Origin of the sequence: Corynebacterium sp. MSK310 (genome assembly GCF_030227355.1) — a bacterium.
In the GTDB taxonomy this organism is placed as follows: Bacteria; Actinomycetota; Actinomycetes; order Mycobacteriales; family Mycobacteriaceae; genus Corynebacterium; species Corynebacterium rhinophilum.
Genome location: NZ_JASPFZ010000014.1, coordinates 1 through 23,177, shown reverse-complemented (window position 1 = coordinate 23,177; position 23,177 = coordinate 1). Strand labels below are relative to the sequence as shown.

General features: G+C 57.1%; 22 protein-coding genes and 1 tRNA gene. 8 read left to right on the top strand and 15 right to left on the bottom strand.

The genetic code is table 11. The features are described 5' to 3' along the window. Positions 1–19 precede the first annotated feature (19 nt). On the bottom strand, positions 20–1,714 hold the full coding sequence (ctaD, locus tag QP891_RS09735) for an aa3-type cytochrome oxidase subunit I (protein WP_284771047.1): 1,695 nt from the start codon (positions 1,712–1,714) through the stop codon (positions 20–22). Between the two features lie 329 nt (positions 1,715–2,043). Next, a complete protein-coding gene (nrdF, locus tag QP891_RS09730) occupies positions 2,044–3,033 on the bottom strand; it encodes a class 1b ribonucleoside-diphosphate reductase subunit beta (RefSeq protein ID WP_239269910.1) in 990 nt (329 codons plus the stop codon). 130 nt (positions 3,034–3,163) lie between these two features. Here nrdF and QP891_RS09725 point away from each other — a divergent pair, with 130 nt between their 5' ends. Next, positions 3,164–3,850: a FadR/GntR family transcriptional regulator gene (locus tag QP891_RS09725; RefSeq protein ID WP_284771046.1), complete on the top strand. Its 687-nt coding sequence runs from the start codon at positions 3,164–3,166 to the stop codon at positions 3,848–3,850. Here QP891_RS09725 and nrdE read toward each other — a convergent pair. The 5 genes from nrdE to QP891_RS09700 form a co-directional block, all read right to left on the bottom strand. After that, positions 3,847–6,009: a class 1b ribonucleoside-diphosphate reductase subunit alpha gene (nrdE, locus tag QP891_RS09720; protein ID WP_284771045.1), complete on the bottom strand. Its 2,163-nt coding sequence runs from the start codon at positions 6,007–6,009 to the stop codon at positions 3,847–3,849. The genes QP891_RS09725 and nrdE overlap by 4 nt on opposite strands. Positions 6,010–6,063: 54 nt before the next feature. Then, positions 6,064–6,495: a class Ib ribonucleoside-diphosphate reductase assembly flavoprotein NrdI gene (gene nrdI / locus QP891_RS09715; protein ID WP_284771044.1), complete on the bottom strand. Its 432-nt coding sequence runs from the start codon at positions 6,493–6,495 to the stop codon at positions 6,064–6,066. A gap of 24 nt (positions 6,496–6,519) precedes the next feature. Then, entirely contained in the window at positions 6,520–6,759 is a 240-nt protein-coding gene (gene nrdH / locus QP891_RS09710; protein ID WP_284771043.1) for a glutaredoxin-like protein NrdH, read from the bottom strand. A gap of 369 nt (positions 6,760–7,128) precedes the next feature. Continuing rightward, a complete protein-coding gene (gene ykgO / locus QP891_RS09705; protein WP_003847162.1) occupies positions 7,129–7,251 on the bottom strand; it encodes a type B 50S ribosomal protein L36 in 123 nt (40 codons plus the stop codon). Positions 7,252–7,378: 127 nt separating this feature from the next. Then, on the bottom strand, positions 7,379–8,728 hold the full coding sequence (locus QP891_RS09700) for a sugar porter family MFS transporter (protein ID WP_284771042.1): 1,350 nt from the start codon (positions 8,726–8,728) through the stop codon (positions 7,379–7,381). A 27-nt stretch (positions 8,729–8,755) separates the two neighbouring features. Between QP891_RS09700 and nadE the strand changes: the two genes are divergently transcribed. Next, complete coding sequence (nadE, locus tag QP891_RS09695; protein WP_284771041.1) at positions 8,756–9,577, top strand: NAD(+) synthase; 822 nt, start codon at positions 8,756–8,758, stop codon at positions 9,575–9,577. On the opposite strand, the gene QP891_RS09690 is transcribed toward nadE, so the two are convergent. Then, positions 9,574–10,311, bottom strand: coding sequence for a fructosamine kinase family protein (locus QP891_RS09690; RefSeq protein ID WP_284771040.1), 738 nt, complete (start codon positions 10,309–10,311; stop codon positions 9,574–9,576). The genes nadE and QP891_RS09690 overlap by 4 nt on opposite strands. Before the next feature lie 167 nt (positions 10,312–10,478). On the opposite strand from QP891_RS09690, the gene QP891_RS09685 reads away from it, so the two are divergent. Both QP891_RS09685 and QP891_RS09680 read left to right on the top strand, forming a co-directional pair. Beyond that, on the top strand, positions 10,479–11,324 hold the full coding sequence (locus QP891_RS09685) for a GDSL-type esterase/lipase family protein (protein WP_284771039.1): 846 nt from the start codon (positions 10,479–10,481) through the stop codon (positions 11,322–11,324). A 44-nt stretch (positions 11,325–11,368) separates the two neighbouring features. Beyond that, positions 11,369–12,166, top strand: a complete 798-nt coding sequence (locus QP891_RS09680; protein ID WP_284771038.1) for a GDSL-type esterase/lipase family protein — start codon at positions 11,369–11,371, stop codon at positions 12,164–12,166. Positions 12,167–12,227: 61 nt separating this feature from the next. On the opposite strand, the gene QP891_RS09675 is transcribed toward QP891_RS09680, so the two are convergent. From QP891_RS09675 to QP891_RS09660, 4 genes are all read right to left on the bottom strand, one after another. Further along, on the bottom strand, positions 12,228–13,052 hold the full coding sequence (locus tag QP891_RS09675; protein ID WP_284817046.1) for a cutinase family protein: 825 nt from the start codon (positions 13,050–13,052) through the stop codon (positions 12,228–12,230). Positions 13,053–13,225: 173 nt separating this feature from the next. Then, a tRNA-Ala gene (locus QP891_RS09670) sits at positions 13,226–13,298 on the bottom strand. A gap of 76 nt (positions 13,299–13,374) precedes the next feature. Then, entirely contained in the window at positions 13,375–14,091 is a 717-nt protein-coding gene (locus QP891_RS09665) for a DsbA family protein (RefSeq protein ID WP_284771036.1), read from the bottom strand. 53 nt (positions 14,092–14,144) lie between these two features. Then, on the bottom strand, positions 14,145–14,591 hold the full coding sequence (locus tag QP891_RS09660) for a MauE/DoxX family redox-associated membrane protein (protein ID WP_284771035.1): 447 nt from the start codon (positions 14,589–14,591) through the stop codon (positions 14,145–14,147). 85 nt (positions 14,592–14,676) lie between these two features. Here QP891_RS09660 and QP891_RS09655 point away from each other — a divergent pair, with 85 nt between their 5' ends. From QP891_RS09655 to QP891_RS09640, 4 genes are all read left to right on the top strand, one after another. After that, entirely contained in the window at positions 14,677–14,979 is a 303-nt protein-coding gene (locus QP891_RS09655; RefSeq protein ID WP_239270137.1) for a fluoride efflux transporter family protein, read from the top strand. Continuing rightward, positions 14,976–15,335: a fluoride efflux transporter FluC gene (locus QP891_RS09650; protein ID WP_239270136.1), complete on the top strand. Its 360-nt coding sequence runs from the start codon at positions 14,976–14,978 to the stop codon at positions 15,333–15,335. Before QP891_RS09655 ends, QP891_RS09650 begins: the two co-directional genes overlap by 4 nt. 62 nt (positions 15,336–15,397) lie before the next feature. Next, entirely contained in the window at positions 15,398–16,597 is a 1,200-nt protein-coding gene (locus QP891_RS09645; protein WP_284771034.1) for an alpha/beta hydrolase, read from the top strand. Further along, positions 16,584–18,719: a bifunctional lysylphosphatidylglycerol flippase/synthetase MprF gene (locus QP891_RS09640; RefSeq protein WP_284771033.1), complete on the top strand. Its 2,136-nt coding sequence runs from the start codon at positions 16,584–16,586 to the stop codon at positions 18,717–18,719. Before QP891_RS09645 ends, QP891_RS09640 begins: the two co-directional genes overlap by 14 nt. Here the strand turns inward: QP891_RS09640 and QP891_RS09635 are convergent. From QP891_RS09635 to QP891_RS09625, 3 genes are all read right to left on the bottom strand, one after another. Continuing rightward, on the bottom strand, positions 18,716–21,259 hold the full coding sequence (locus QP891_RS09635) for an ABC transporter permease (protein WP_284783330.1): 2,544 nt from the start codon (positions 21,257–21,259) through the stop codon (positions 18,716–18,718). The genes QP891_RS09640 and QP891_RS09635 overlap by 4 nt on opposite strands. Beyond that, positions 21,260–21,988 carry an ABC transporter ATP-binding protein gene (locus QP891_RS09630; protein WP_284771031.1) on the bottom strand — a complete coding sequence of 243 codons (729 nt, stop codon included), beginning with the start codon at positions 21,986–21,988 and terminating at the stop codon, positions 21,260–21,262. A 124-nt stretch (positions 21,989–22,112) separates the two neighbouring features. Then, positions 22,113–23,177, bottom strand: a 1,065-nt coding sequence (locus QP891_RS09625) for an HNH endonuclease signature motif containing protein (protein WP_284817044.1), incomplete at its 5' end; no start/stop codon positions are given.

Below are 23,177 nucleotides of genomic sequence, written 5' to 3'. Positions count from 1 at the left end.
CAGGAGTTAAAGTGCGGCCTTAGTGCTTGCCCACGTGAGCTTCCTCGCGCATGCGCTCAACCATGTGCGGGTAGTGCAGCTCGAATGCCGGACGCTCGGAACGGATGCGTGGCAAGGAGGTGAAGTTGTGGCCCGGAGGCGGGCAGGAGGTTGCCCACTCCAGAGAGTTGCCGTAGCCCCATGGGTCATCCACGGTAACGACCTCACCGTAGCGCCAGGACTTGAAGACGTTCCAGACCAGCGGGATAACGGAAGCGCCGAGGACGAAGGAGAAGATGGTGGAAATCTGGTTGAAGACCGTGAAGCCATCGGACTCCAGGTAGTCGGCGTAGCGACGCGGCATACCCATGTTGCCGACCCAGTGCTGAATCAGGAAGGTGCCGTGGAAGCCGATGAAGGTCAGCCAGAAGTGAATCTTGCCCAAGCGCTCGTCCAGCATGCGGCCGGTCATCTTCGGGAACCAGAAGTACAGGCCACCGAAGGCGGAGAACACAACCGTACCGAACAGGGTGTAGTGGAAGTGCGCAATCAGGAAGTAGGACTCAGCCAAGTGGAAGTCCAGCGCCGGAGAAGCGAGCATAACACCGGTCATACCACCGAAAAGGAAGGTAGCCATGAAGCCCATGACCCAAATCATCGGGGTATCCCAGGTGATGTGGCCCTTCCACATGGTGCCGACCCAGTTGAAGAACTTCACACCGGTAGGCACCGCAATAAGGAACGTCATGAACGAGAAGAACGGCAGCAGGATGGCGCCGGTGACGAACAGGTGGTGTGCCCACACGGCCATGGACAGCGAGCCGATGGCCAGAATGGCGAAGACCAAGCCGATGTAGCCGAAGACCGGCTTGCGGGAGAAGACCGGAACGATTTCGGAGACAACGCCGAAGAACGGCAGTGCGAGGACGTAGACCTCAGGGTGGCCGAAGAACCAAAACAGGTGCTGCCACAGGATGGCACCGCCGTTAGCTGAATCGTAGATGTGGCCGCCCAGCTTGCGGTCATACAGCACGCCCAAGGCGGCTGCGGTCAGCAGCGGGAAGATCATCAGCACGATGGCGGAGGCGGTGAAGATGCCCCAGCAGAAGACCGGCATGCGGAACATGGTCATGCCCGGTGCGCGCAGGGTCAAGATGGTGGTGATCATGTTGATGGCGGAGGCAATGGTACCGACACCGGTAGCGCCCACACCGACGATCCACATATCGGCGCCGATGCCGGGGGTGTGTACGCCATCGGCAAGCGGCATGTACATGGTCCAGCCGAAGTCAGCCGCACCACCAGGAGTGATAAAGCCCAGCAGCATGACGACACCGCCGAGCAGGGTTACCCAGAAACCAAAGGAGTTCAGACGTGGGAAGGCCACGTCCGGCGCGCCGATCTGCAGAGGCAGGATGTAGTTACCAAAGCCCCAAACAACTGGCGTAGCGAACAGCAGCAGCATCACGGTGCCGTGCATAGTGAACAGCTGGTTGAACTGCTCATTGGACAGGAACTGCAGACCCGGGGTGAAAAGCTCCGCACGGATCAGCAATGCCATAAAGCCACCAAGGAAGAAGAAGCTGAAGGCCATGATCAAGTACATGATGCCGAGCTGCTTGTGGTCGGTGGTGGTTAAAAATACCCAAGCCTTTGAACCGGTCTTTTCCCTACCGGTTGGCTCTGGACGTGTGGGAGCGACGTAATCGTCGACCCGTGGCGCCACAGCGGTCATAGAATCCTCCTGAATAACAAAGTGTCAGCGGACTGGGTCCACCTACACCTAGGTTTACTTCGATTATATTAGGACATTTTCCCCCGTTCTTGCCAGCTTCTCTTAATGGTCCTCCAGCTTGGGGGTATTCCCTCAATAACCACAACCGTCACATACCCCCTGCACGTGGGGCGGGCACGATTTAAGGTTTAAATTCTTTAGGGCAGGCAGGGGTGTCATATGTCACAACGCCTGCGAGATGTGCAGGTCAAAAACCGAAAAACGCACCCCCGCTCGTTATCAACCTTTCGGTTGAGTCCGAAGCGAAGGTGCGCGGGGACTAAGAACGGCTAGAAGTCCCAGTCATCGTCCGTGGTGTCCTCGGCCTTGCCAATGACATAGGACGAACCCGAGCCCGAGAAGAAGTCGTGGTTCTCGTCGGCGTTGGGAGAAAGAGAGGACAGGATAGCCGGCGAGACGCGGGTCTCATCGGCTGGGAAGAGGCCCTCAAAGCCCAAGTTATTCAGGGCCTTATTGGCGTTATAGCGCAAGAAGCGCTTGACGTCTTCGGTCCAGCCCAGCTCGTCGTAGAGGTCCTCGGTGTAGTCGATCTCGTTGTCATAGAGCTCAAAGGCCAGGTCAAAGGTGTAGTCCTTCAATTCTTCCTGGCGCTTTTCATCCAGCTTCTTGTATTCCTGCTGGAACTTATAGCCAATGTAATACCCGTGCACGGCCTCATCGCGGATGATCAGGCGGATGATATCGGCAGTATTGGTCAGCTTCGCCCGGGAAGAGAAGTACATCGGCAGATAGAAGCCGGAGTAGAACAAGAAGGACTCCAGCAGCGTAGAGGCCACCTTCTTCTTCAACGGATCATCACCGTTGTAGTAGGCCAAGATGATCTTCGCCTTCTTCTGCAGGTTCTCGTTTTCCTCGGACCAGCGGAAGGCATCATTGATCATCGGGGTGGAAGCCAAGGTCATAAAGATATTGGAATAGGACTTGGCGTGCACCGACTCCATGAAGGCGATATTGGTATACACCGCCTCCTCGTGCAGGGTCTGCGAATCCGGAAGCAGGGAGATCGCACCGACCGTGCCCTGGATGGTATCCAGCAACGTCAGGCCAGTAAAGACCCGCATGGTGGTTTCTTTTTCCTTTTCCGTCAGCGTCTTCCAGCTGGGGAGATCATTAGAGACTGGGACCTTTTCCGGGAGCCAGAAGTTACCGGTCAACCGCTCCCATACCTCGAGGTCTTTGTCATCGGGGATGGTATTCCAGTTGATAGCTTTTACCGGGCTGTCATGACTAGCAACGTAGTCATCGTATTCGTGCGACACGCGATGTCACTCCAATGCTTCACTGTGTAGAATTTCGAGTCCCAGCATACCCAATGCCAACCCGCATCATCCCGCCGCACCGCACCTATAATAAAAGCGCAGTACACAGCCAGGAAAGGACGCCCGCGCCATGGCAGAAACCACTCCCCTTTTAGGCCCTGTAGTAGACCAGCTGGGCACGGATATCGTCAGCGGGGAAATGGCGGAGGGCACGCGGTTTCGCCTTGGGGACATCGAAAAGCGCTTTGGCATCTCCCGCACCGTAGCGCGCGAGGCCATGCGTACCCTCGAGCATCTGGGGATGGTTTCCTCCGGGCGCCGAGTGGGGCTCAAGGTGCTGCCGCGCAGCAGTTGGGCGGTCTATGATCCCGCCGTTATTTCGTGGCGGCTGGCGCACGATAAGACGCGCGCGGAACAGGTGGCGCGACTCAACGAGCTGCGCCTTGGTATCGAGCCGGTGGCGGCGCAGCTTGCCGCGCGCAATGCCAGCCCACAGCAGCGCCGCGAATTGCTGCGACTGGCGGGCCGGCTCAGCGAGCTCGAGACCACCCCTTCCCCCCGGGTAGGCGAAGAACTCGAAACCGACCTGCAATTTCATACCCTTATCTTGGAGGCCTCCGGCAATGAGATGATCGCGGCGCTGGCACCGGCGTTGCTGACTATCTTGAAGGGCAAATCCGTTTTTGGCTCCCGCAAACGGGATCCAATTCGCGGCACCACTCAGCTACATATGGATTTAGCGCGGGAGATTGACGCCGGCGAGGCCGAAGCCGCCGAGCGCACCTCCCGCGCTATCCTGGACCGCGCCCGCGCTTAGAGCATGCAGGAAACGCAGCCCTCGATCTCGGTGCCTTCCAGCGCCATCTGGCGCACGCGGATGTAGTACAAGGTCTTAATGCCCTTGCGCCAAGCGTAAATCTGCGCCTTATTCACATCGCGGGTGGTAGCGGTGTCCTTGAAGAACAGCGTCAGCGATAGCCCCTGGTCCACGTACTTGGTGGCCTCAGCATAGGTATCAACGATCTTCTCGTAACCAATTTCGTACGAGTCCTTGAAGTACTCCAAGTTGTCGTTATCCATATGCGCAGCCGGGTAGTATACGCGGCCGATCTTGCCTTCCTTGCGGATTTCAATCTTGGAGGCAATCGGGTGAATGGACGAGGTGGAATTGTTGATATAGGAAATCGAGCCCGTCGGCGGCACCGCCTGCAGGTTGCGGTTGTAGAGGCCGTGCTTGGCAACGTCCTCCTTCAACTCCGCCCAGTCCTCTGCGGTGGGAGTGTAGATGGAGGAGGCATCGAAAAGAGCCTTGACCTTCTCCGTGCGCGGCTGGAACTCCGCCGGATCGTAGGAGTCAAAGAACTCGCCACTGGCGTAATCGGATTCGGGGAACTCGGTAAAGGTCGTGCCGCGCTCGCGGGCAATCTTATTGGAGGCGCGCAGGGCTGCGTACATGATGGCGGCGAAGTAGGCGTTGGTGAAGTCCAACCCCTCCTCGGATCCGTACTCGATGTTCTCGCGACCCAAGTAACCGTGCAGGTTCATCTGGCCCAAGCCGATGGCGTGTGAGTCATCGTTGCCCTTGCGCACGGATGGAACGGAATCGATGGAGGTCTTATCCGCCACCGAGGTCAGCCCCCGAATCGCGGTCTCCACCGTTTGGGAGAAGTCCGGCGAGTCCATGGTCATGGCGATATTCAGCGAACCCAGGTTGCAGGAAATATCGTTGCCCACCTGGTCATAAGAAAGATCCGCGTTGAGCTCGGAAGCGGAGTTGACCTGCAATATCTCCGAGCACAGGTTGGACATATTGATGCGGGAGGTCTTGACCGGGTTGGCGCGGTTTACCGTATCTTCATACATGATGTACGGGTAGCCGGACTCGAACTGCAGCTCCGCCACGGTTTGGAAGAAGTGGCGCGCGTTGATCTTCTTCTTCCGGATGCGCGGATCCTCCACCATTTCTTCGTAATGCTCGGTAACGGAGATATCGCCGAAGGCCTTGCCGTAGACGCGCTCGACGTCGTACGGCGAGAACAGGTACATGTCGTCGTTGTTCTTGGCCAGCTCGAAGGTGATATCCGGGATCACCACGCCCAAGGACAGGGTCTTAATGCGGATCTTTTCATCCGCGTTCTCGCGCTTGGTGTCGAGGAAGTTCATGATGTCCGGGTGGTGGGCGTTGAGGTACACCGCGCCCGCACCCTGGCGCGCACCGAGCTGGTTAGCGTAGGAGAATGCATCCTCCAGCATCTTCATCACAGGGATGACGCCAGAAGACTGGTTCTCAATGTGCTTAATCGGCGCGCCGGATTCGCGGATATTGGACAGCAGCAGGGCCACGCCGCCGCCGCGCTTGGACAGTTGCAGCGCGGAGTTGATGGAACGACCGATGGATTCCATATTGTCTTCGATGCGGAGCAGGAAGCAGGAAACCAATTCGCCGCGCTGCTGCTTGCCGGCATTCAGGAAGGTTGGCGTAGCCGGCTGGAAGCGGCCGGTCATGATCTCATCGACGAGGCGCTCTGCCAGCTCACCATCGCCATCACCAAGGAAAAGCGCCGTCATGGAGACGCGGTCCTCAAAGCGCTCCAGGTACCGGCGGCCGTCGAAGGTCTTCAGCGTATAGCTGGTGTAGTACTTATAGGCGCCAAGGAAGGACTTGAAGCGGAACTTATAAGAGTAGGCGCGCTTGAATAGGGACTTGATGAACTCGAAGTCATAAGCCTCAATGACCGCTGGGTCATAGTACTTATTGCGCACCAGGTAATCGATCTTCTCTTCCAAGTCGTGGAAGTAGACCGTGTTCTGATTAACGTGCTGCAAGAAGAACTGATTGGCGGCCTCGCGGTCCTTATCAAATTGAATCTTGCCGTCTCCGTCGTAGAGATTCAGCATTGCGTTGAGCGCGTGGTAATCCAGCTGCTCTTCCTGCGATACTGGCTCTGCTACGGTCTTTCCCAATTGCGTACTCACAGCTGACGCGACCTTTCTTAAAATCAGGATTCTATTAGGTGTGTCGCACCGCGGCTAGGCTGCCCCATCCAGTCCCAACTGGGAAGCATTAGCCAGCAGGCCTTCGCGACAAATTTTTATATCTTCATCGTTTCCGAGCAATTCGAAACGATATACATAGGGCACCTTACATTTGGCGCTGATGACGTCACCAGCCTTGCCAAAATCGGCGCCGAAGTTGCTATTTCCTCCGGCGATAACCGCCCGAATAAAACTGCGGTTGTGCTCATTATTAAGGAATCTAATTACCTGCACCGGTACGGGCCGGGAGTTTTGGTGGCTAATGGAAGCTCCTCCGCCGTAGGTGGGACACACCAAGACGAAAGGCTCGTTGACCACTAGCGGCTCATCGGTGCGGCGCAGGGGGATTCGCGCGCTAGGGAAACCTAGCTTCTGCACGAACCGGTGCGTATTTTCCGTAGTAGAGGAAAAATACACGACCAACATGACGGCACCTCCCTCCTCGGCTACTTACGCAGAGGCGGCTAGCTCGGCAAGGTTCTTGATGCGGTCGGGGCGGAAGCCGGACCAGTGCCCGCCGTTGGCTTCTACGACGGGTGCTTGGACGTAGCCCAGAGCCATAATGTAGTCACGGGCCTCATCGTCCACGGTGACATCTACCACGTTGTAATCCAGACCCGCGCGGTCAAGGGCCTTCTTGGTGGCATTGCACTGAACGCAAGCAGGCTTGGTGTAGACGGTGATAGACATAATAACTCCCTAAAATCCTTTTGCGAGATAGCTTTTGCTCGTAGAAAGCGGAGGTTCTGACCCCTTTTCAGGCCACTTCCTGCACCGCTCTGAGCGACACCAACGACACTATACTTTGGGGGAATTGACCGCAACTAACACAACATATAGTAGTTACACCCATGATATTCCCAGGAGGGCCAGGGGCGAGACCCCACATGTTGACCGCCCCGGCACCCAACCGTGAAACTACACGCCTGACATTCCTGCGGGTTTACCTTCTATTCACCTAAACATGTGGCAAAGTTCACATTCTGGCGTCGAAGCGTAGAAATAAAAAATCCGCCCCGCTCCAAATTCTCGGAGGAGGCGGACTTTCTTAAGTTTCAATTAGCCCTGACGGGCCTTGAAACGGGGATCCTTCTTGTTGATCACGAAGACCTTACCGTGGCGGCGAATAACCTGGGCGCCCGGCTTCTTCTTCAGCGACCGAAGGGACTTACGGACCTTCATCGGGCGCTCCTTTCGTTATGCGCAATCTACATGCGGTTGAGTAAATAAAGCACGGACTGGGAATCCCCAGCCATGACACGAGGAATAATTTTACCTCACGCGGCCATTAAGACCAAAACACTAGGACTTAATGGGGTGCGGATTCCCGCGAGTAGCGGGATTTCATCTCCTCGCCTACCTCATCCAGGCTACGTCCCATGGTCTCTGGTACCAAAATGCGGGTGTAGCCGATGGCGATGAGCCCCAGCACGCCAAAGACTCCAAAGGCCACCGGGCCGGTGAGCCACTCCACCAGCGGCAGGAAGTACTGGGCCACGGCCCAGTTGGTGGCCCACAGCGAGAGCCCGGCGATGCCCATGCCCAAGCCGCGTACCTGCAGGGGCACGAGCTCCGAGATGAGCAGCCAGGTCGTCGGCGAGACCGCTGCTTGCTGGAAGGCAATGAACGAGGCCATGAATACCAGTGAGACCATCGCCATCGTGGTGGAATCGGCTGCGTGCGAGTACGCCACGGACAAGATGAATAGCGAAATCACGTTGCCGGTCAGGCCGATAAGCAGCAGGCGCTTGCGGCCAATACGGTCGACCACCTTGAGGCCCACCCAGCAGGCGATGACGGAGACCACACCAATGACAATCGAGGTATAGACCGAGTTGGTGGTGGAAATTCCTACCTGGCTCATCATGGTGGGCGCGAAGTAGACGATGGCATTAACGCCAGTAATCTGCTGGGTCAGGCCCATCAGCATGGCGAGCAATACCGTCACTTGCATCCAGCGATTGGCCTTCAGCGCCTTCCACTCGGAGCCGCTGGAACGACGCGCCGTCTCCTGGGAGGTAAGCTCCGCCAGATCCATCCCGGCGCGGCTTGCGACCTCGCGGGCCCGCGACATCTTATTGTGCGTGGCCAACCAGACTGGGGTTTCTGGCAAGAAGATCATCCCCACAGCCAGGGCCGCACCCGGTACGGCCGCAAGTCCCAGCATCCATTCCCAGCTTTCAGTGGGCGCGAGGGCCGAGTTCACCAGGTAGGCCAGCAACTGGCCTACCACGATCAACAGGGTATTCAGGGAGACCATGCGTCCGCGGATCTTGGCTGGCACCATCTCCGAGATATACATGGGCGAAACAATGGATACCGCACCGACGGCAAAGCCCAGGAAGGTACGGGCCGTGGCTAGCATGGTCACCGAGCCCGCCAGTGCACACCAGATGGAGCCCAAAACAAAGATGATGCCGCCGGCAATCAGCGTAAAGCGGCGGCCAAACCGGTCCGCAATGCGGCCTGCGGTCAAAGCACCTACCGCGGCACCTACCAGCAGCATGGAGGTCACCCACCCCTCTTGGTGGGCTGTCATATTAAATTCCGGGGTGATATACAGCAAAGCACCGGACATCACGCCGGTGTCGTATCCAAATAATAAACCGCCAAGGGCGGCAATTGCTGCAACTACCTTGACATAACTTTCTTTATTCACAGCACGCAATTGTGTCAGGAGACTACGATGAACGTCATGTCACCCGATGCCGAAAACTTGCAACAATCCATCATAAAACAGCTGGATGTACGCCCCTTTATCGATCCAGAAGAGGAAGTTGCCCGCCGCGTAGATTTCCTCGTGGAATACTTGGAACTGACCCGTGCCAAAGGCTACGTGCTAGGCATTTCCGGCGGCCAGGATTCCACCTTGGCGGGAAAGCTCGCCCAGATGGCAGTAGAGCGGGTAGAAGGCGCCGATTTTTGGGCCGTACGCCTGCCCCACGGCACGCAGGCCGATGAGGACGATGCCCAGATCGCCCTTGATTTCATCCACCCCGATCACCGGGTCACCGTTGATATTCAGCCGGCCACCGCGGCGCTGAGCCAAGAAGTGGCGCGCGCGGTGAACCAAGATTCCTTGAATGATTTCAATCGCGGCAATGCCAAGGCGCGCCTGCGCATGACCGCGCAATATGCCATCGCCGGCGAGGTGGGCGCGCTGGTTGTAGGTACGGATCACGCAGCCGAAAACGTCACCGCGTTCTATACCAAGTGGGGCGATGGCGCAGCGGATCTCCTCCCTTTGGCCGGGCTAAATAAGCGCCAAGGCGCGGCATTGCTCAAGCACTTAGGTGCGCCAGAGTCCACGTGGTCCAAGGTCCCTACCGCGGATTTGGAAGACGATAAACCGCAGCTTCCCGATGAAGAGGCGCTCGGCGTCACCTACGCCCACATCGATGACTACTTAGAGGGCAAGGCGGTTCCCGATGCCTCCCGCGAACGCATCGAAACCTTGTGGCACCGAGGTGGCCATAAGCGCCAGATGCCACAGGGTCCAACCAGCTAAGCCAGCGCCTCTAGCGTGGCGAGCGCCGCGCGCTCTAGCGGCCGGTTATACGCCGAGCCGTGGGTGAGCGCGTGTACTGCCAGTGGGTGCAGTTGGTGCATGGGAATCCAGGTCTCAATATCCTGCGGCGCCCCATAGCCGCGGAAGATTTCCTCTATATAGGGCGCGCCGAATAGCGCCAACATGCCCAAATCCGTGTGGGGATGTCCGCCGTGAGCGGCGGGGTCGATCATGATGCCACCCTGGGCATCGAAAAGCAGGTTGCCCGCCCACAGGTCACCGTGGATGCGTGCGGGGGCCACATCCCAGCTGCGGGCGGCGATCGCATCGCAAGCGCGCTTAACCAAGTCCCTTTGCGCGGTACTTATTCCGGCCGGCTCCGCAAAGGGCAGCACGCGCTGCTGGGCATAGAATTCACCCCAGTTATCGGTGGGCGTGCACTCCTGCTCGATGGTGCCGATGAAGTTTTTGCCTTCCCACCCCTCCGGCGCACTGCCAAAGGCCGGCGCCCCAGCGCGGTGCACGCGCGCGAGCTCTGCACCAAATTTTCGCGCGGCCTCTGAAGTGGGCACTACCTCGTTGATGCGTTCTGTAACGATTTCCTTGTCGTCGGCGCTAATTACTGTGGCTACCGCATCCGTGGCTTCACCCAACCACCGGAGGCCGGCAGCCTCAGCACCAGCTTGGTCTTTATCGCTTACTTGCTTCGCAAAGGTCTGCATATTGACCAGCATAACCGCTTCAGTAGCACACCAGGTTAGGACGGAAAAGTGATTACATATCCCACACCCTAATTGACAGCTTTTACCATTTAGTTTATTGGCCTACGGCGCACTAAGATGCTGCATATAAAGCATTTACCGAATGGTAAATTGTCTCTCTCGAATTGAAAAGGATAACTATGATCGGAATTAACAGTATTAAAAAGAAGATCGCCGGTGGTCTCCTCGCACTTGGTGCCGCCTTGACGATGGCCCAGTCTGCCAACGCAGCAGAGCCCCACGGAAAGGAAATGGTCACTTTCGGCGACTCTTTTTCCGCTAACGGCGGCGCCCCTGGGGACCGCGCAGCAGTCAGCCCCTTCTCTATCCCTGGTATTCCAGTCCACACGTGTGGCAATGACACCCACAACTGGCCACACCAAACCGCCCGGAATCTCGGCCACAGCCTTGCGGACTACACATGCAACGGAACCAGTTATTGGGTAGCTGCCCACGTCGAACACGCGATCCGTACCGGAAATATCGGCCCCGATACGAAAGAAGTCGCCTTCATGTATGGCGGCTTACAGCCTGGCTCCTATGTCGATGCACTGGCTAACGCCGCCGCCCCAAATATCCCTAAGGGCTCAACCTACCGCGGATTACTGACCGCACAATTCGATAAAATTCGGTCCGTCGCCCCGAATGCCCGCATCACAATGGTCAACTACATCCCGATGACGGTTAATGACACCCTCTGTGTGATCAATGACGACCGGATGCAGCTGCCACTGTCCATCCCTGGTGTTACTGGCGCCGAAGAAGAGTTCAACCGCGAAATCGGACGTGCCGCAGACTCCCTTGGCGTGAACTTCATCGATCTACACAACCAAGCGAAAACGCACGATCCTTGCCAGCCGGATACCAACCACCGGTGGGCTGTCATTGCTAAGACCCCCACGGCTCCTTCCGTGATGCCTATGCACCCAACTGATGTAGGGCACACAGGAATGGCAGGTATTATTACCAATGGTCTAAGGAACTAGGCCCTACCCCTCCCCTATTCCCAGAAAATAAACGCGGAGTAAAAGTGAAGCGTATTAATAAGCTCGCCGCAGCTGCTACTTTCATCACAGCGCTTGTGGGCACGAGTACCGTTGGCACAGCTGCAGTCCCAGGAAACACTGTTCTCGTTGGTGACAGTATTGTAGCCAACCCAACCTTCACCGACCATGCACTGAACAAGGCACATAAGAAGGCCAATACCGGAGTAGGTTGCGTTACCGATAACGCCATTGCCACTGAGATGAACAATGTTTCCGGTGCACACGTTGACCAGTACCAATGCGCAGGTGCCTCTTTAGCCACTGGCGGTATTCACGTCGATAATTCTCTCCGAAAGGCAGCAGAAGACGGCAACCTCAACCACGAGACCAAAAATGTCGTCATCGTTGCCGGCGCAAATGACACTTACCCCTACAAATCGGATATCGAGGCTTCCGACCGTGCGATTCGCGGTGGTCTCCGCAGTGCACTCGATATAGCCCACCAACATGCGCCAAATGCCAAGGTGACTGTCGTAGGTTACCCGCACATTACCCGGGAGAACACCACTTGCCTGACCTCTTCGATCACTCCCCTGCCTATCGCAGCCGTCTCTGATACAGAGCAGCGCCTGCAAAACACCCTGCGCGAAGTGTCCGAGCAAAACGGCGCAACATTCTTAGATGCACAGCCCATATCTGAAGGACATGACATGTGCTCCCCAGACCGCTGGTGGGTTAACCTCGTTGACCCAGTACCACCAGCTCCCGGCAACCTACCACTGCACCTTAATGCCCACGGCACCGCAGCTTATGGCCAGTTCATCGGCCACGCTCTGCAGTAAGTAGGAAGAAAATATCCCGCATAGTTTTGAACTATGCGGGATATTTTTATGAGTTTTCTGGTTAGTGGTTATTGATCCAATCGATGCCTGCCTGAAATTCAGCACCACCGTACTGCAGGTGCGCAAGTTGTCCGCGCAACAGGTTTATATTATCCATTGGGCCATGCTGCGCAGCCTCACCTACGATCTGCTGCAGAGGAAGCTTGCCGTGTACCGCGTCCACTTCCATGGACGGGGATACCAATCCCAGATATTCCTGTGGGTAGTTACAAATAATATCCTGCGGGTTGCAAACCTCAAGCACGTCAGCCCCCAGTTCGCCGTACCCACCGTCGAGGTGGCCTAGCGCGCCGGTCGCATTGGACATGTCATCGTGATACTGCGCAGCACCATTACCGCCTTGATACGGGTTGGCATAGAGGGCTGCAGATGCAAACCTATCTTTATCAAGTGGTCCGCGCCCGTGCGCTGCATCGTTGATGATGCGTGCGGAAATATCTGCTCCCTCGGAGTAGCCGACCAAGGAAATCTTACTATTCGGGCAATCATTCTGGATTTGCTGGATCTTAGCTGCCGTGCGGTTATATCCTTCGTTAGAAGAGTCAGAATATTTCGACACAGCAAATGGGAAGGCCTGGTAGCCCACAAAGGTGGCGTTCGTATCCGGCTGGAGTCCGAGCTTTACGCCCATCTGTCCGGTAATCAGACCGTGCGGAACATCCGAAGGTGCTGACGGAATAGTATTCGCTCCGACAGGAACAAAAACGACCTGCTGATTAGCACACGTCGGAGCAGACATTGGGTTCCCAGGAATCGCCGCAGTGGCGGCGGGAGCAGAAAGTGCAAGTGCGGCTGCAGAGATTGCGCCAGCAGCCGCAGCTTTCACAGTAAGATCCATATGATTTCCCATTTTCAAAAAGGTTCCAACGGTTTACACGGGTTACATTACATGATTCTTTGTTAACAGGCGACACCACCAACACACGGTGAACCAGACGTGTTTTCGCATAAAAAATCCCGAGTCACCGTTCTTCAACGATGCCTCGGGACACTATATTGTGGAGCTAACGGGATTCGAACCCGTGACCCCCACACTGCCAGTGTGGTGCGCTACCAGCTGCGCCATAGCCCCATATACGAGGTGCAACCCTGTGGGCCGCAACTCGTATGAATATACATGGCGAGTATTTAACTCACCAAATCGCCTGCTACTTGGTGGCGACGTCTACCCAGTCATTCAAAGACTGACCAGAATCCTTATCCGGAATATCCTTGCCGTTTTGGACAACGCGCGGCGAGGAAACGGAGTCGGTTTCCTTTTTCAGCTTGTCTGAGTTTGCCTTGCCAACCTTATTACCTTGCTCGATATCCACGTTCTTGATGGAATCAACCACGGCATCCTCGGCGCCGAGCTCCTTCGCTTGGTCAGCGATGTCCTCGATGTCCCACTTGGTGGCAACGCTCTGCTGGTTCTGCATCATGTAGTCGCGCAAATTCCAGTAGGTCTTCACATCGCCGGACTTAGCTAGTTCCGACAAGGCTGCCGCAGCCTTAGTGGAGTAGCCATCATTGTTTTCATCACGCACCTTGTCCAAGAAATTCAGTGTGCGCACGTGGACGACCAGCTTGCCATCCTCAATCGCCTGCTTCATCTCCTCATCGGTGCTTTCCGCCAACTCCGCGCAGTGGGGGCAGGAGAAGTCTTCGTAGAGATCTACTTCTGGAGTATCGTCATTGGCCGCATCGGACTTCAGGGTAATCGCGTTGTCCTTATAGTCCATGGACATATTGACCTCGATTTCATTGGCTTGCTTGCCATTCCACACGATGTAGCCAATGACCACGGCGATAATAACGAGGAGGACGCCGACGCCCCAGATGAAACCATTGCCAGACTTGGCATTTGGGTCACTTACTTTGCTCATTTAAACCTTGCCTGTTGATACTTTCGGACTCTTTCAACCTACTGTGCCCACCACTACGGGTGGAGCGCAAATTTCGTGAACGGGCGTTTGATGGTCCATGCGGTAAGGGCGAGGAAGGCGGCATCGCGAAGCAGCGTCAGCCCGTAGTTCATGCCGGGCTCCGCAGCAGCATCACCAGCACCAAAGCACCCGCAATCGATGTCCAGCCCACGCAGCCATGCCTGGAGAATGCCGACCATGAAAAGCACCATGACCACGGCCGCAACTTTGGAGGACTCGCGGAGGAAAATCCCCAGCAGAAGGAGCATTCCGCCCACCAGCTCTAGCGGGCCAATGAGCTGGACCAAATACCCAGACCATTCGGGCGTGAAAATCTCATAGGCCTCGATAGATTGCATGGTGTCCAGCGGGTGGGCCATCTTCTCTACGCCGGCGATGATCCACACCGCGGCCATGCCAAAGCGAGCAATAAAGCTCACCACATCAAACGTCTTGTTCACGCCGATTAGTTTAGCGTTTAACCTCCCTTTTTCAGATACAATGCCCTGTGCTTTTCCTGAGACTTCGCCCACTATGATGGGCCCCATGCCGCACTTCCTCATCGCCGGGTCCGGTGCCGCGCTCGGCGCCGGTGCCCGCTATCTCTTAACTATCGCGCTCGGCGGCGGGCTGATCCCGCTGCTTATCCTCAACATCGTCGGCAGCGCGCTGATGGGATATACCCGCCCCGGGCCTTTCTGGGGCACCGGATTCTTGGGCGGTTTTACCAGCTTTGCTGGCTTTGCTTTCTTCACCGCAGATTCCCACTGGAGCATCGCCCTGGCCTATGTCGCGGCCACGCTCGTGGGCTGCACCGCCGCCTACCTCGCTGGGGATAAGCTGCGATGAACCTGCTCTTCGTCCTTATCGGCGGTTTTCTCGGCGGCGCGGCGCGCTACGGTTTTACCCGCCTGCTGCCCTCGCCGTATTGCACCTTCGTATCCAATATCCTGGGCTCCTTGGTTTTTGGCTTGGCGGTGGGCTTTTCGCAGCTTGCCGATGCCCCCTTCACCCATCCCCTCTTCGCCCTCGGCCTCGCCGGTGGACTTTCCACCTGGTCCACCATGGCGAAAGAGCTAGGGGAAATGGTCAAACAGCGGCAATGGTGGCCCCTATGCAAATACCTCTTTTGGACCATCGGGATCGGAGTGGTTTTAGCCTGGCGCGGGGTGATGTGGGCTGGACTTATCTATCACGGGATCTAGGTACGCAATTCCCAGCTCGCTCCTAGATAGATTGGACCAGCGCAGGCCTACGATTTCTCTGTGTGAACTTCTTTATGAACCTGCCATTGGCCGAGCCCGTCAACGGCGTCATATTCCTCCTCATCCTCGCGGTAGCGGCGATCGTTGTTATCACCCAAAAGAAAATCTGGCCGATACTTTTCGCCCTCGTCCTCTGCGCCATTGGGTGGTTCTTCCTCCGGCACTGGGAAGTACCCTGGCACATCTATCTAGCCGCGGTAGTTCCCTTGGCCGCACTCCTGCGCAGGCCCAAGGTGATCACGGTCGTGGTGGGAATCTTTTCCCTCTTGGCCACCGTCGGGCTAGTCAATATGGAATATCAAACCTATCCAGACGTCGGCTCCCTCGACCCGCGCCCTGTGGCGAAGGAAATGGACTATGACGAGTTCACCACCACCCATTCCGGCGCCGCCCTCGTCCACGTCGATCTGCCCAGCGCAACGTCCCACTTCTCCGCGCGCACCGCCACCGCGTATATCCCGCCCGCATACTGGACGGATCACAACCTCCCGGTTCTGGTCCTTCTCCACGGCAACCCCGGCGGCCCGGATCAATGGTTTGGTTCGGGCGAAGCGGACGAAACCGCCGATCAATTCCAAGCGGCCAATGGCGGGCGCAGCCCCATCGTCATCGCCGTCGATGCCACCGGTTCCGAGACCGCGAACCCCATCTGCGCCGATAGCGATGTCGCCCAAGTCATGACCTACCTCACCCGCGATGTTCCCAAAGATATAAAGTCAAAGTTCCAAGTCAACAACGATCAGCACACCTGGACCGTTGGCGGGCTAAGTTACGGCGGCACCTGCGCGCTGCAAATAGCTACCACCCATCCGAATGCCTACGGCTCCGTTATCGATATCTCCGGCGAGGCCGAGCCGACCATTGGCAACCATTCCGCCACCGTTAATAAGTTTTTCCACGGCGATGAATCCGCCTATAACAACCAAGACCCCGCCTACCTCTTGGAGCGCAACCGCTACGACAACCTTCAGGCCATCTTCATCGCCGGTGATGACGATGCCGCATCCGTCAACGCCCTGCGCTCGCTATCAGATAAAGCTCGGGCAGCCGGAATGAAAACCTATTACGGCACGCGGCCGGGTGGGCACTCCTTCCAGGTCTGGCGCCCCGCGCTACGCGAATCCTTTGCTTGGGCCGCTGCCCGCGGCGGCATCAAGGTAGAAACAGATCCGTTCGATGGGATTAACAATGTCCATTCTTAAAAAGCTTCCCGTTTCCATCGCTCTGCTGGCCATCATGTGGTCGCTACACCTCGTCGATTTTCCCCTCAAACCGTGGCTTGCGCTCACCACCGCTCACCCGGGTGCTTCCATCATCATTACCGTGCTCATCGCCACCTGGCTCGCCCCGGCCGAGTGGCTCCTCGGTTCCACCTATACCCTCACCACCGGGCTGGCGGCGACGGCGATTGGAGTGCCGATAACGCTGGGCATCGCCAAGCACTGGCCCAATAGCACCGACTTCCTCAGTCCGATTGGATTCATCGTAGGCGCGGCCGGGTTCGCCTCCGCGTTCATGCCCCGCCTGTGGCGCCGCCGCCTCCGAATTTCCATTCTTTCCCTGACCGCCACGTACGTGCTGTACGCGGGCGCGCTTTCCGATGTCCTCGGTATCACTACCGCCGCCCTATCCATCGCCGCCGGCCAGCTGCTCGCCAAACCCGCACCCGGTACGCCGACCGTCCGCGAACAACGCGTGCTCATCGCCGTCTGCGTCGCCTGCGTTGCGATAGGCCCCGCCTTCATCGCCCTGGATCCGTTGGCGCAAGGCCCATTTTCCGATGTCACGCGCCTGCTCTGGCAAGATAGCCGCGGAATCGGGCCCGTGGTAGCCAACCTGTTGCCACTCATCCTGCAACTCGTCTTTTGCTTCGGCCTCGTGCGCGGGCGCATCACCGCCTGGAGGCTCGCGGTCTTATCGCAGGTAGCGGCCCTTGCCCTGCTTGCCTATAGGCTTTCTTTCCTCCCCGAGCTCATCCCTGTCACGCTGCCTTGGCTTAGCGTGCTCGCAATCCTGCTCATTAACCGGCGGCTGTTTCCCACCCACGAAAACCGCGCCTATCTCCTGCGCACCGCTCTGTTAAGCGCTGGCATCGCCGCATGCGGTTCGGTGCTCTGGATTCTCATCGCGCAGCTGCACGCCCCGCTGCCGAACGTGCTCGCTGAAACCCCGTTGCGCTTCCTGCCCACCGTGGTGGCCCTGATACTTCCCCACCACGTAATCCCCACGTCCTCCCTTACCTGGTTTCTCTACGAGTGGATAGGAAATGCCTTTTGGATCTTCGTGGCCTTCCGCCTCTATCGCGGCTTCTCCCGGCCCACCGATCCAGCAAACGCGGCAGATATCCGCACCGCGCGCCGCCTGCTCGAATCCGGCACGGGCGACCACCTCTCCTTTATGACCCTGTGGAAATCCAACCGCTACTTCTTCCACGGCGATTCCTACGTGGCCTACCGCGTCTCCAACGGCGTCGCCCTCACCCTAGGCACACCCGTGGGCCGCGATATCAGCACCGAATTCGCCACCTTCGCCTCCAACCAGGGTTGGTCCGTGGCTTGGTATTCCGTCAACGCGGACTTCGCCGCCGCCCACCCAGAACTCAAGCGCGTCCACGTTGCCGAAGAGGCCGTCTTGCCCTGCCGCACAGAGTTCAAGGGAAAGAAATTCCAGAACGTGCGCACCGCCCGCAATAAAGCAACCAAGGAAGGAATTCGCACCCGCTGGACCAGTTGGGCTGAACTCGACCTGACCACCATCGCCAAGATCACCGCGCTCAGCGAGGAATGGGTAGCAGAAAAGGCGCTGCCCGAAATGGGATTTACCTTAGGCGGGCTAGAAGAGATGAAGGTCCCCGGCACTCGCCTGCTGCTTGCCGAAGCCCAGGACGGCACCCTCCACGGCGTCACCAGCTGGATGCCTGTCTTCGAAAACGGCTCCATCGCGGGCTATACCCTCGACGTCATGCGCCGCAACGAGCACGGTTTCAAGGGAGTTATGGAACTGCTCATCTCAGAAGCCTTGCTCATCGCACACTCCGAGGGCTCTACCTGGATCTCCTTATCCGGCGCCCCTCTGGCCGGGCAAGCACCGTCGCCCTCCTGGCTCGACAATCTCTTGCAGCGCCTAGGCAATGAGGTCGAGCCCTTCTACGGATTCCACAGCCTGGCGGCAAGCAAAAAGAAGTTCCAGCCCGAAGAGCACCCATGGTTCCTGTGCTACGACGACGAGCTGAAACTTCCTAATATCGGTCTAGCGACGATGCACGCCTACCTTCCAGACCTCAAGACCACGGATGCGGTCAAGGCCTGGATATCCAGGCATTAATCCGCAATCGCCTCCAGCGGCGGCGTCTTTGCCGCGCGTTGCGATGGCCATACCGCTGCAATGATGCCCACAACTGCGGATCCCAGCAGCATGGTTACCAACATGCCCCACGGAACCTCGGCGCCGCCAAGGCCCTGATCATTCAAGATCTCAATGAAGGACCACCCCAAGCCGAGGCCAATGAGAATGCCCATGATTGCGCCGAAAAGCGAAATCTGGACCGACTCCAGAGTGATCATCCTGCGAATTTGGCGGCGCTGCGTACCCACCGCACGCAACATGCCGATCTCCTGGCGGCGCTCGATAACGCCCAAGGTCAAGGTATTGACAATGCCCAGTACCGCGATGATCACGGCTAGTGCAAGAAGACCGTAGAGAATGGCCAGCATCTGGTCAATGAAGCCAGCAGCCTGACCCGCATATTCCTTACCGGTATTGACCTGTACCACCACGAGATCCTTGACAGCATCCTCGAGGTTCTGGCGCAACTCTTCCTTGTCATAGCCTTCTTGGCCTAATACGCCCACCATCTGCACGGAGAATTCACCGTCAGCGGCGACCTGTTCTGCCACGTCCTGCGAAACCACCATATTTTGAATGGTCTCGATGGGCTCAAAGGTACCGACCAGTTTCGCTTCCGCGGTCTTGCCTGGTTCGCTTCCGGTGACCTCGTAGGTTTCTCCTACCTTCCAGCCATTTTCTTTGGCGAAGTCTTCTGTGGCGGCAAAGCCACCTTCAATATTGGCATCGCCTTCCACCATGTTCATCGCCAGCATCGCGGTCGGGTCAGCATCTACCGTCACGGTGAACAAACCGCCGGCGCCAAAGTCCAAGGAGGCCTGACCGTCCACGGCAACCGGGGCCGAGCCAACGGTAATGACCTTATCCACACCGTCTGCCTCTGCGGCACGCGCACCGGTTTCCTTCGGCGTCGGGAAGCTTCCGGAGCTTGGACCGGACAAAATATAGTCCGATGTAATAGTTTGGTCCACCGTATCCGAGATGGAAGCCTTCATCGTCTGCCCCAGCATGCCGATGCTCGTGACCAATGCCACACCCAGGGTTAGGGCAAAGGCCGTAGCGGCGGTGCGGCGCGGGTTACGCCGCGAGTTAGTAGCAGCCAGCTTGCCGATGGACCCGAAAGGCGCACCAATAGCCTTGCCCAGTGTTGGCACCAGTGGCAAAGAGAGCGCGGGCCCAGCCAGGAAGAAACCAATAATTACTCCGACGGCGCCGAGGCCGACGAGAATGGCGCGGACGTTCGTTTCGGCATCGCTAAGCACGCCCGCAAACGCCGCAATAATACCGCCGATCATGAGGATCGCACCGAAAATCGTGCGGACCTTTAAAGAAGAGCCGGAGGCAGACTCCGTCGTGCGCATCGCCTCGACCGGTTCCACAGCACCCGCGCGCCGCGCAGGAGCCCACGCGGAGACCACGGTGACAATCGTGCCCAAAATAATGGGGACCACCACGGCCGCAACACTCAAGCCCAAGCCGCCGCCGATGTCCATACCGTTGGCGCCCATAATTGCCTTGATAACAGCGACTAATCCCACGCCGGCAAGAACACCGACGATGGAACCCAGTACGCCAACGATGACAGATTCCACCACAACAGAATTGGTGATCTGGCGACGCGAAGCGCCCAAAGCGCGCAGCAGAGCAAACTCCTTAATGCGCTGGGCCACGATCATGGAAAACGTATTGGCAATAATAAAGGTACCCACCAACAAGGCGATAAGACCAAAGGCAACGAGGAAGTAGTTCACAAACTTCAAGGCCTCAGTCATTGCTTCACTGGTTTGCTCTGCCAGACGCTCGCCGGACTCGGCTTTGATGTCGAACTTGTCATTGAGGTCATCGACAAGCGCATTCGCATCTACGCCATCAGCGGCAGAGACCTTCAGCTGGGAGGGATCACCAAATCGTCCTAGGTAATCAACCTCGCCCATCCGCAGCTCGATGCTATCGCCCTGCTCCACCGGCGGCTCCACGATGCCTGTGACCCTAACCTCATCCTGGCTATCCGGATGAACCACCAAAAGCTTCTGGCCAACGGAAATATCGTATTTCTCCGCAGCAGAGGAATTGATCGTTACCTCATCTATGGCTTTTGGCTCATCGCCTTCAACCAGCTCACTAGATCCACCGACGGTTTTATCCGCGGGGTAATACGGCACAAGGCTCGCAGTACCACTTTGGGTTTGGAAAGCCTCCGAATTTTCATCGGCAACAACCACGGTCTGCGAGTCAGCGACGTTGATGTTTTTAACCGCGGGATCATCAAGCAGCTGTTGGCGCAGCACTTCATCCAGCTTCTGGTCACTATCATCGTTCTCACTAACTACTGCGTCTACACCGCGGAATTGGTTATCCACCGCGGAATCAAAAGTAGCCTTCAAAGAGTTAGTGAACATGAAAGAGCCAGCAATAAAGGCGGTGCCTAAAACCACCGCCAAAATTGTCAGCCCAAGGCGCAACTTATGCGCCAAAATATTGCGCACGGACACCCTGCGCATTGCGTTTCCGCGTGCCATTTAACCCTCAATCTCTGCCATTACATTGTGAATGGCCTCCATCGTCGGATCCTGCAGTTCGTTAACGAGCTTGCCGTCAGCAAGGAAAACTACGCGATCAGCATAAGACGCCGCCTTGGCATCATGCGTCACAATGACCACAGTCTGGTCATCCTGATCCACCGCAGTGCGCAGAATATCCAGCACCTCAGCCGAAGAATTGGAGTCCAAGTTACCCGTAGGCTCATCTCCAAAAATAATCTCCGGCCGCGACACTAAAGCGCGAGCACATGCCACACGCTGCTGCTGACCACCAGACAATTCCGCCGGACGGTGCTCCAAACGCTCCGCCAGCCCCAAGCGGCGGGTGACTTCTTCAAACCATTGCTTGTCGACGTCCTTACCTGCAATGTCCGTCGGCAGCGAAATGTTTTCCGCAGCCGTCAAGGTAGGAACCAAGTTGAAAGACTGGAAAATGAATCCCAGGCGATCACGGCGCAGCGCCGTAATGTCTTTGTCATTGAGATGAGACATATCGGTATCCCCGATGAACGCCGAACCAGAAGTAGCAGAGTCTAAGCCTGCCATCGTGTGCATCAACGTCGACTTGCCCGAACCCGAAGGGCCCATAATGGCCGTGAATTGGTTCTTTCCAAACTCGATGGACACGTGATCAAGGGCGATAACGGCTGTGTCATCGCTTCCGTATTGTTTAAACAAGTCAACGGCGCGTGCCGCGGCATCAGTCATAAAGCGTGTTCTCCTTGTAAATGGGAAATTACCTTTCTACATAGTAACCCGCTCATTCGCTGCGTCCCATCATCCCATGGGCTGAATTGGGCGCACTGGTGTGGTGGTGCTGGGTTGGTGGTTCTTATTTTTTGTTGTTGTGTTTGTTTCTTTTGTGTGTGAGGAATTGTTTCCAGGTGTAGTGCCAGTGTGTGTTTGTGGTGGCGAGTGGTCCTGTGGGGTGGTCTATGTGGTAGGTTCCGTCGGTGTGTAGCCAGGCGATGGTGCCGGTTATTGGGTCCATGATGTAGTGGACTCGTTTGTCGGTTTTGATGTTGTGGTGGTGTTGGCACAGGGTGACGAGGTTGTCGGGGCTGGTGGGTCCGCCGTTGTTGTATTCGATGCGGTGGTCGAGTTGGCATTTGTGTGCTGGTGTGGTGCAGCCGGGCCAGCGGCAGGTGAGGTCTCTGCCTTGTGTGTAGGCGCGGATGTGGCTGGTGGGCTGGTAGCCCGAGGTTTCTTCTGGTTTAAGTTGTCGGGTGAAGGTGTCGATGTTTTCTAGGTTGGTGATGCTGGACCAGCCGTAGCCTGGGAAATACACTTTCGCCTCACCAGCACCAGCACCGGCACCGGCACCGGCGGCGTTATTGTCGCCGGTGGTGTCGGTGGTGAAGGTATTAATCGCGACTTTGGTATGCGTGTTGTCCAGGATGAGTTGAATTAAGGCTTCACCGGCACCGCACCTGTTGTTGTCTGCTTGGGTGTCGATATGGCGGGCGATGATGGCAGCAGTAGCTTTATCACACGTCAAACTAATCGTGGCCCGGTTATTATGCACAGCTACGTTAAGGGCAGGCTCGACCTCGTCAGTATCGTCGACTGCTAGCTGATGGGTGTCGATGAAGTCTCGGATAAACCGGCGGATTTCTGCCACAGTGGGCACATGCTGGCTGGGTGCTGTCGGTGTGAGAAAATCTGCCAGGGCGGCATCGACTAGGCCTATGTGTTCGTGGTTGTCGCCTACACGTTCTATTTCCCGGTCGATAACCCTAAGGCGTGGTGTATCTAGTATCCATTGCTGCCTGTTGGTGGCTGTAACCAGCGGTAGTTCCTGCATGCGGAAGTGTGCCCTAATAATGCCAGATAGGATGCTATAGGTTAGGCCTAGGTCTTTAGCCAAGCTGGTCAGTGTCAGATCCACGTCATCATC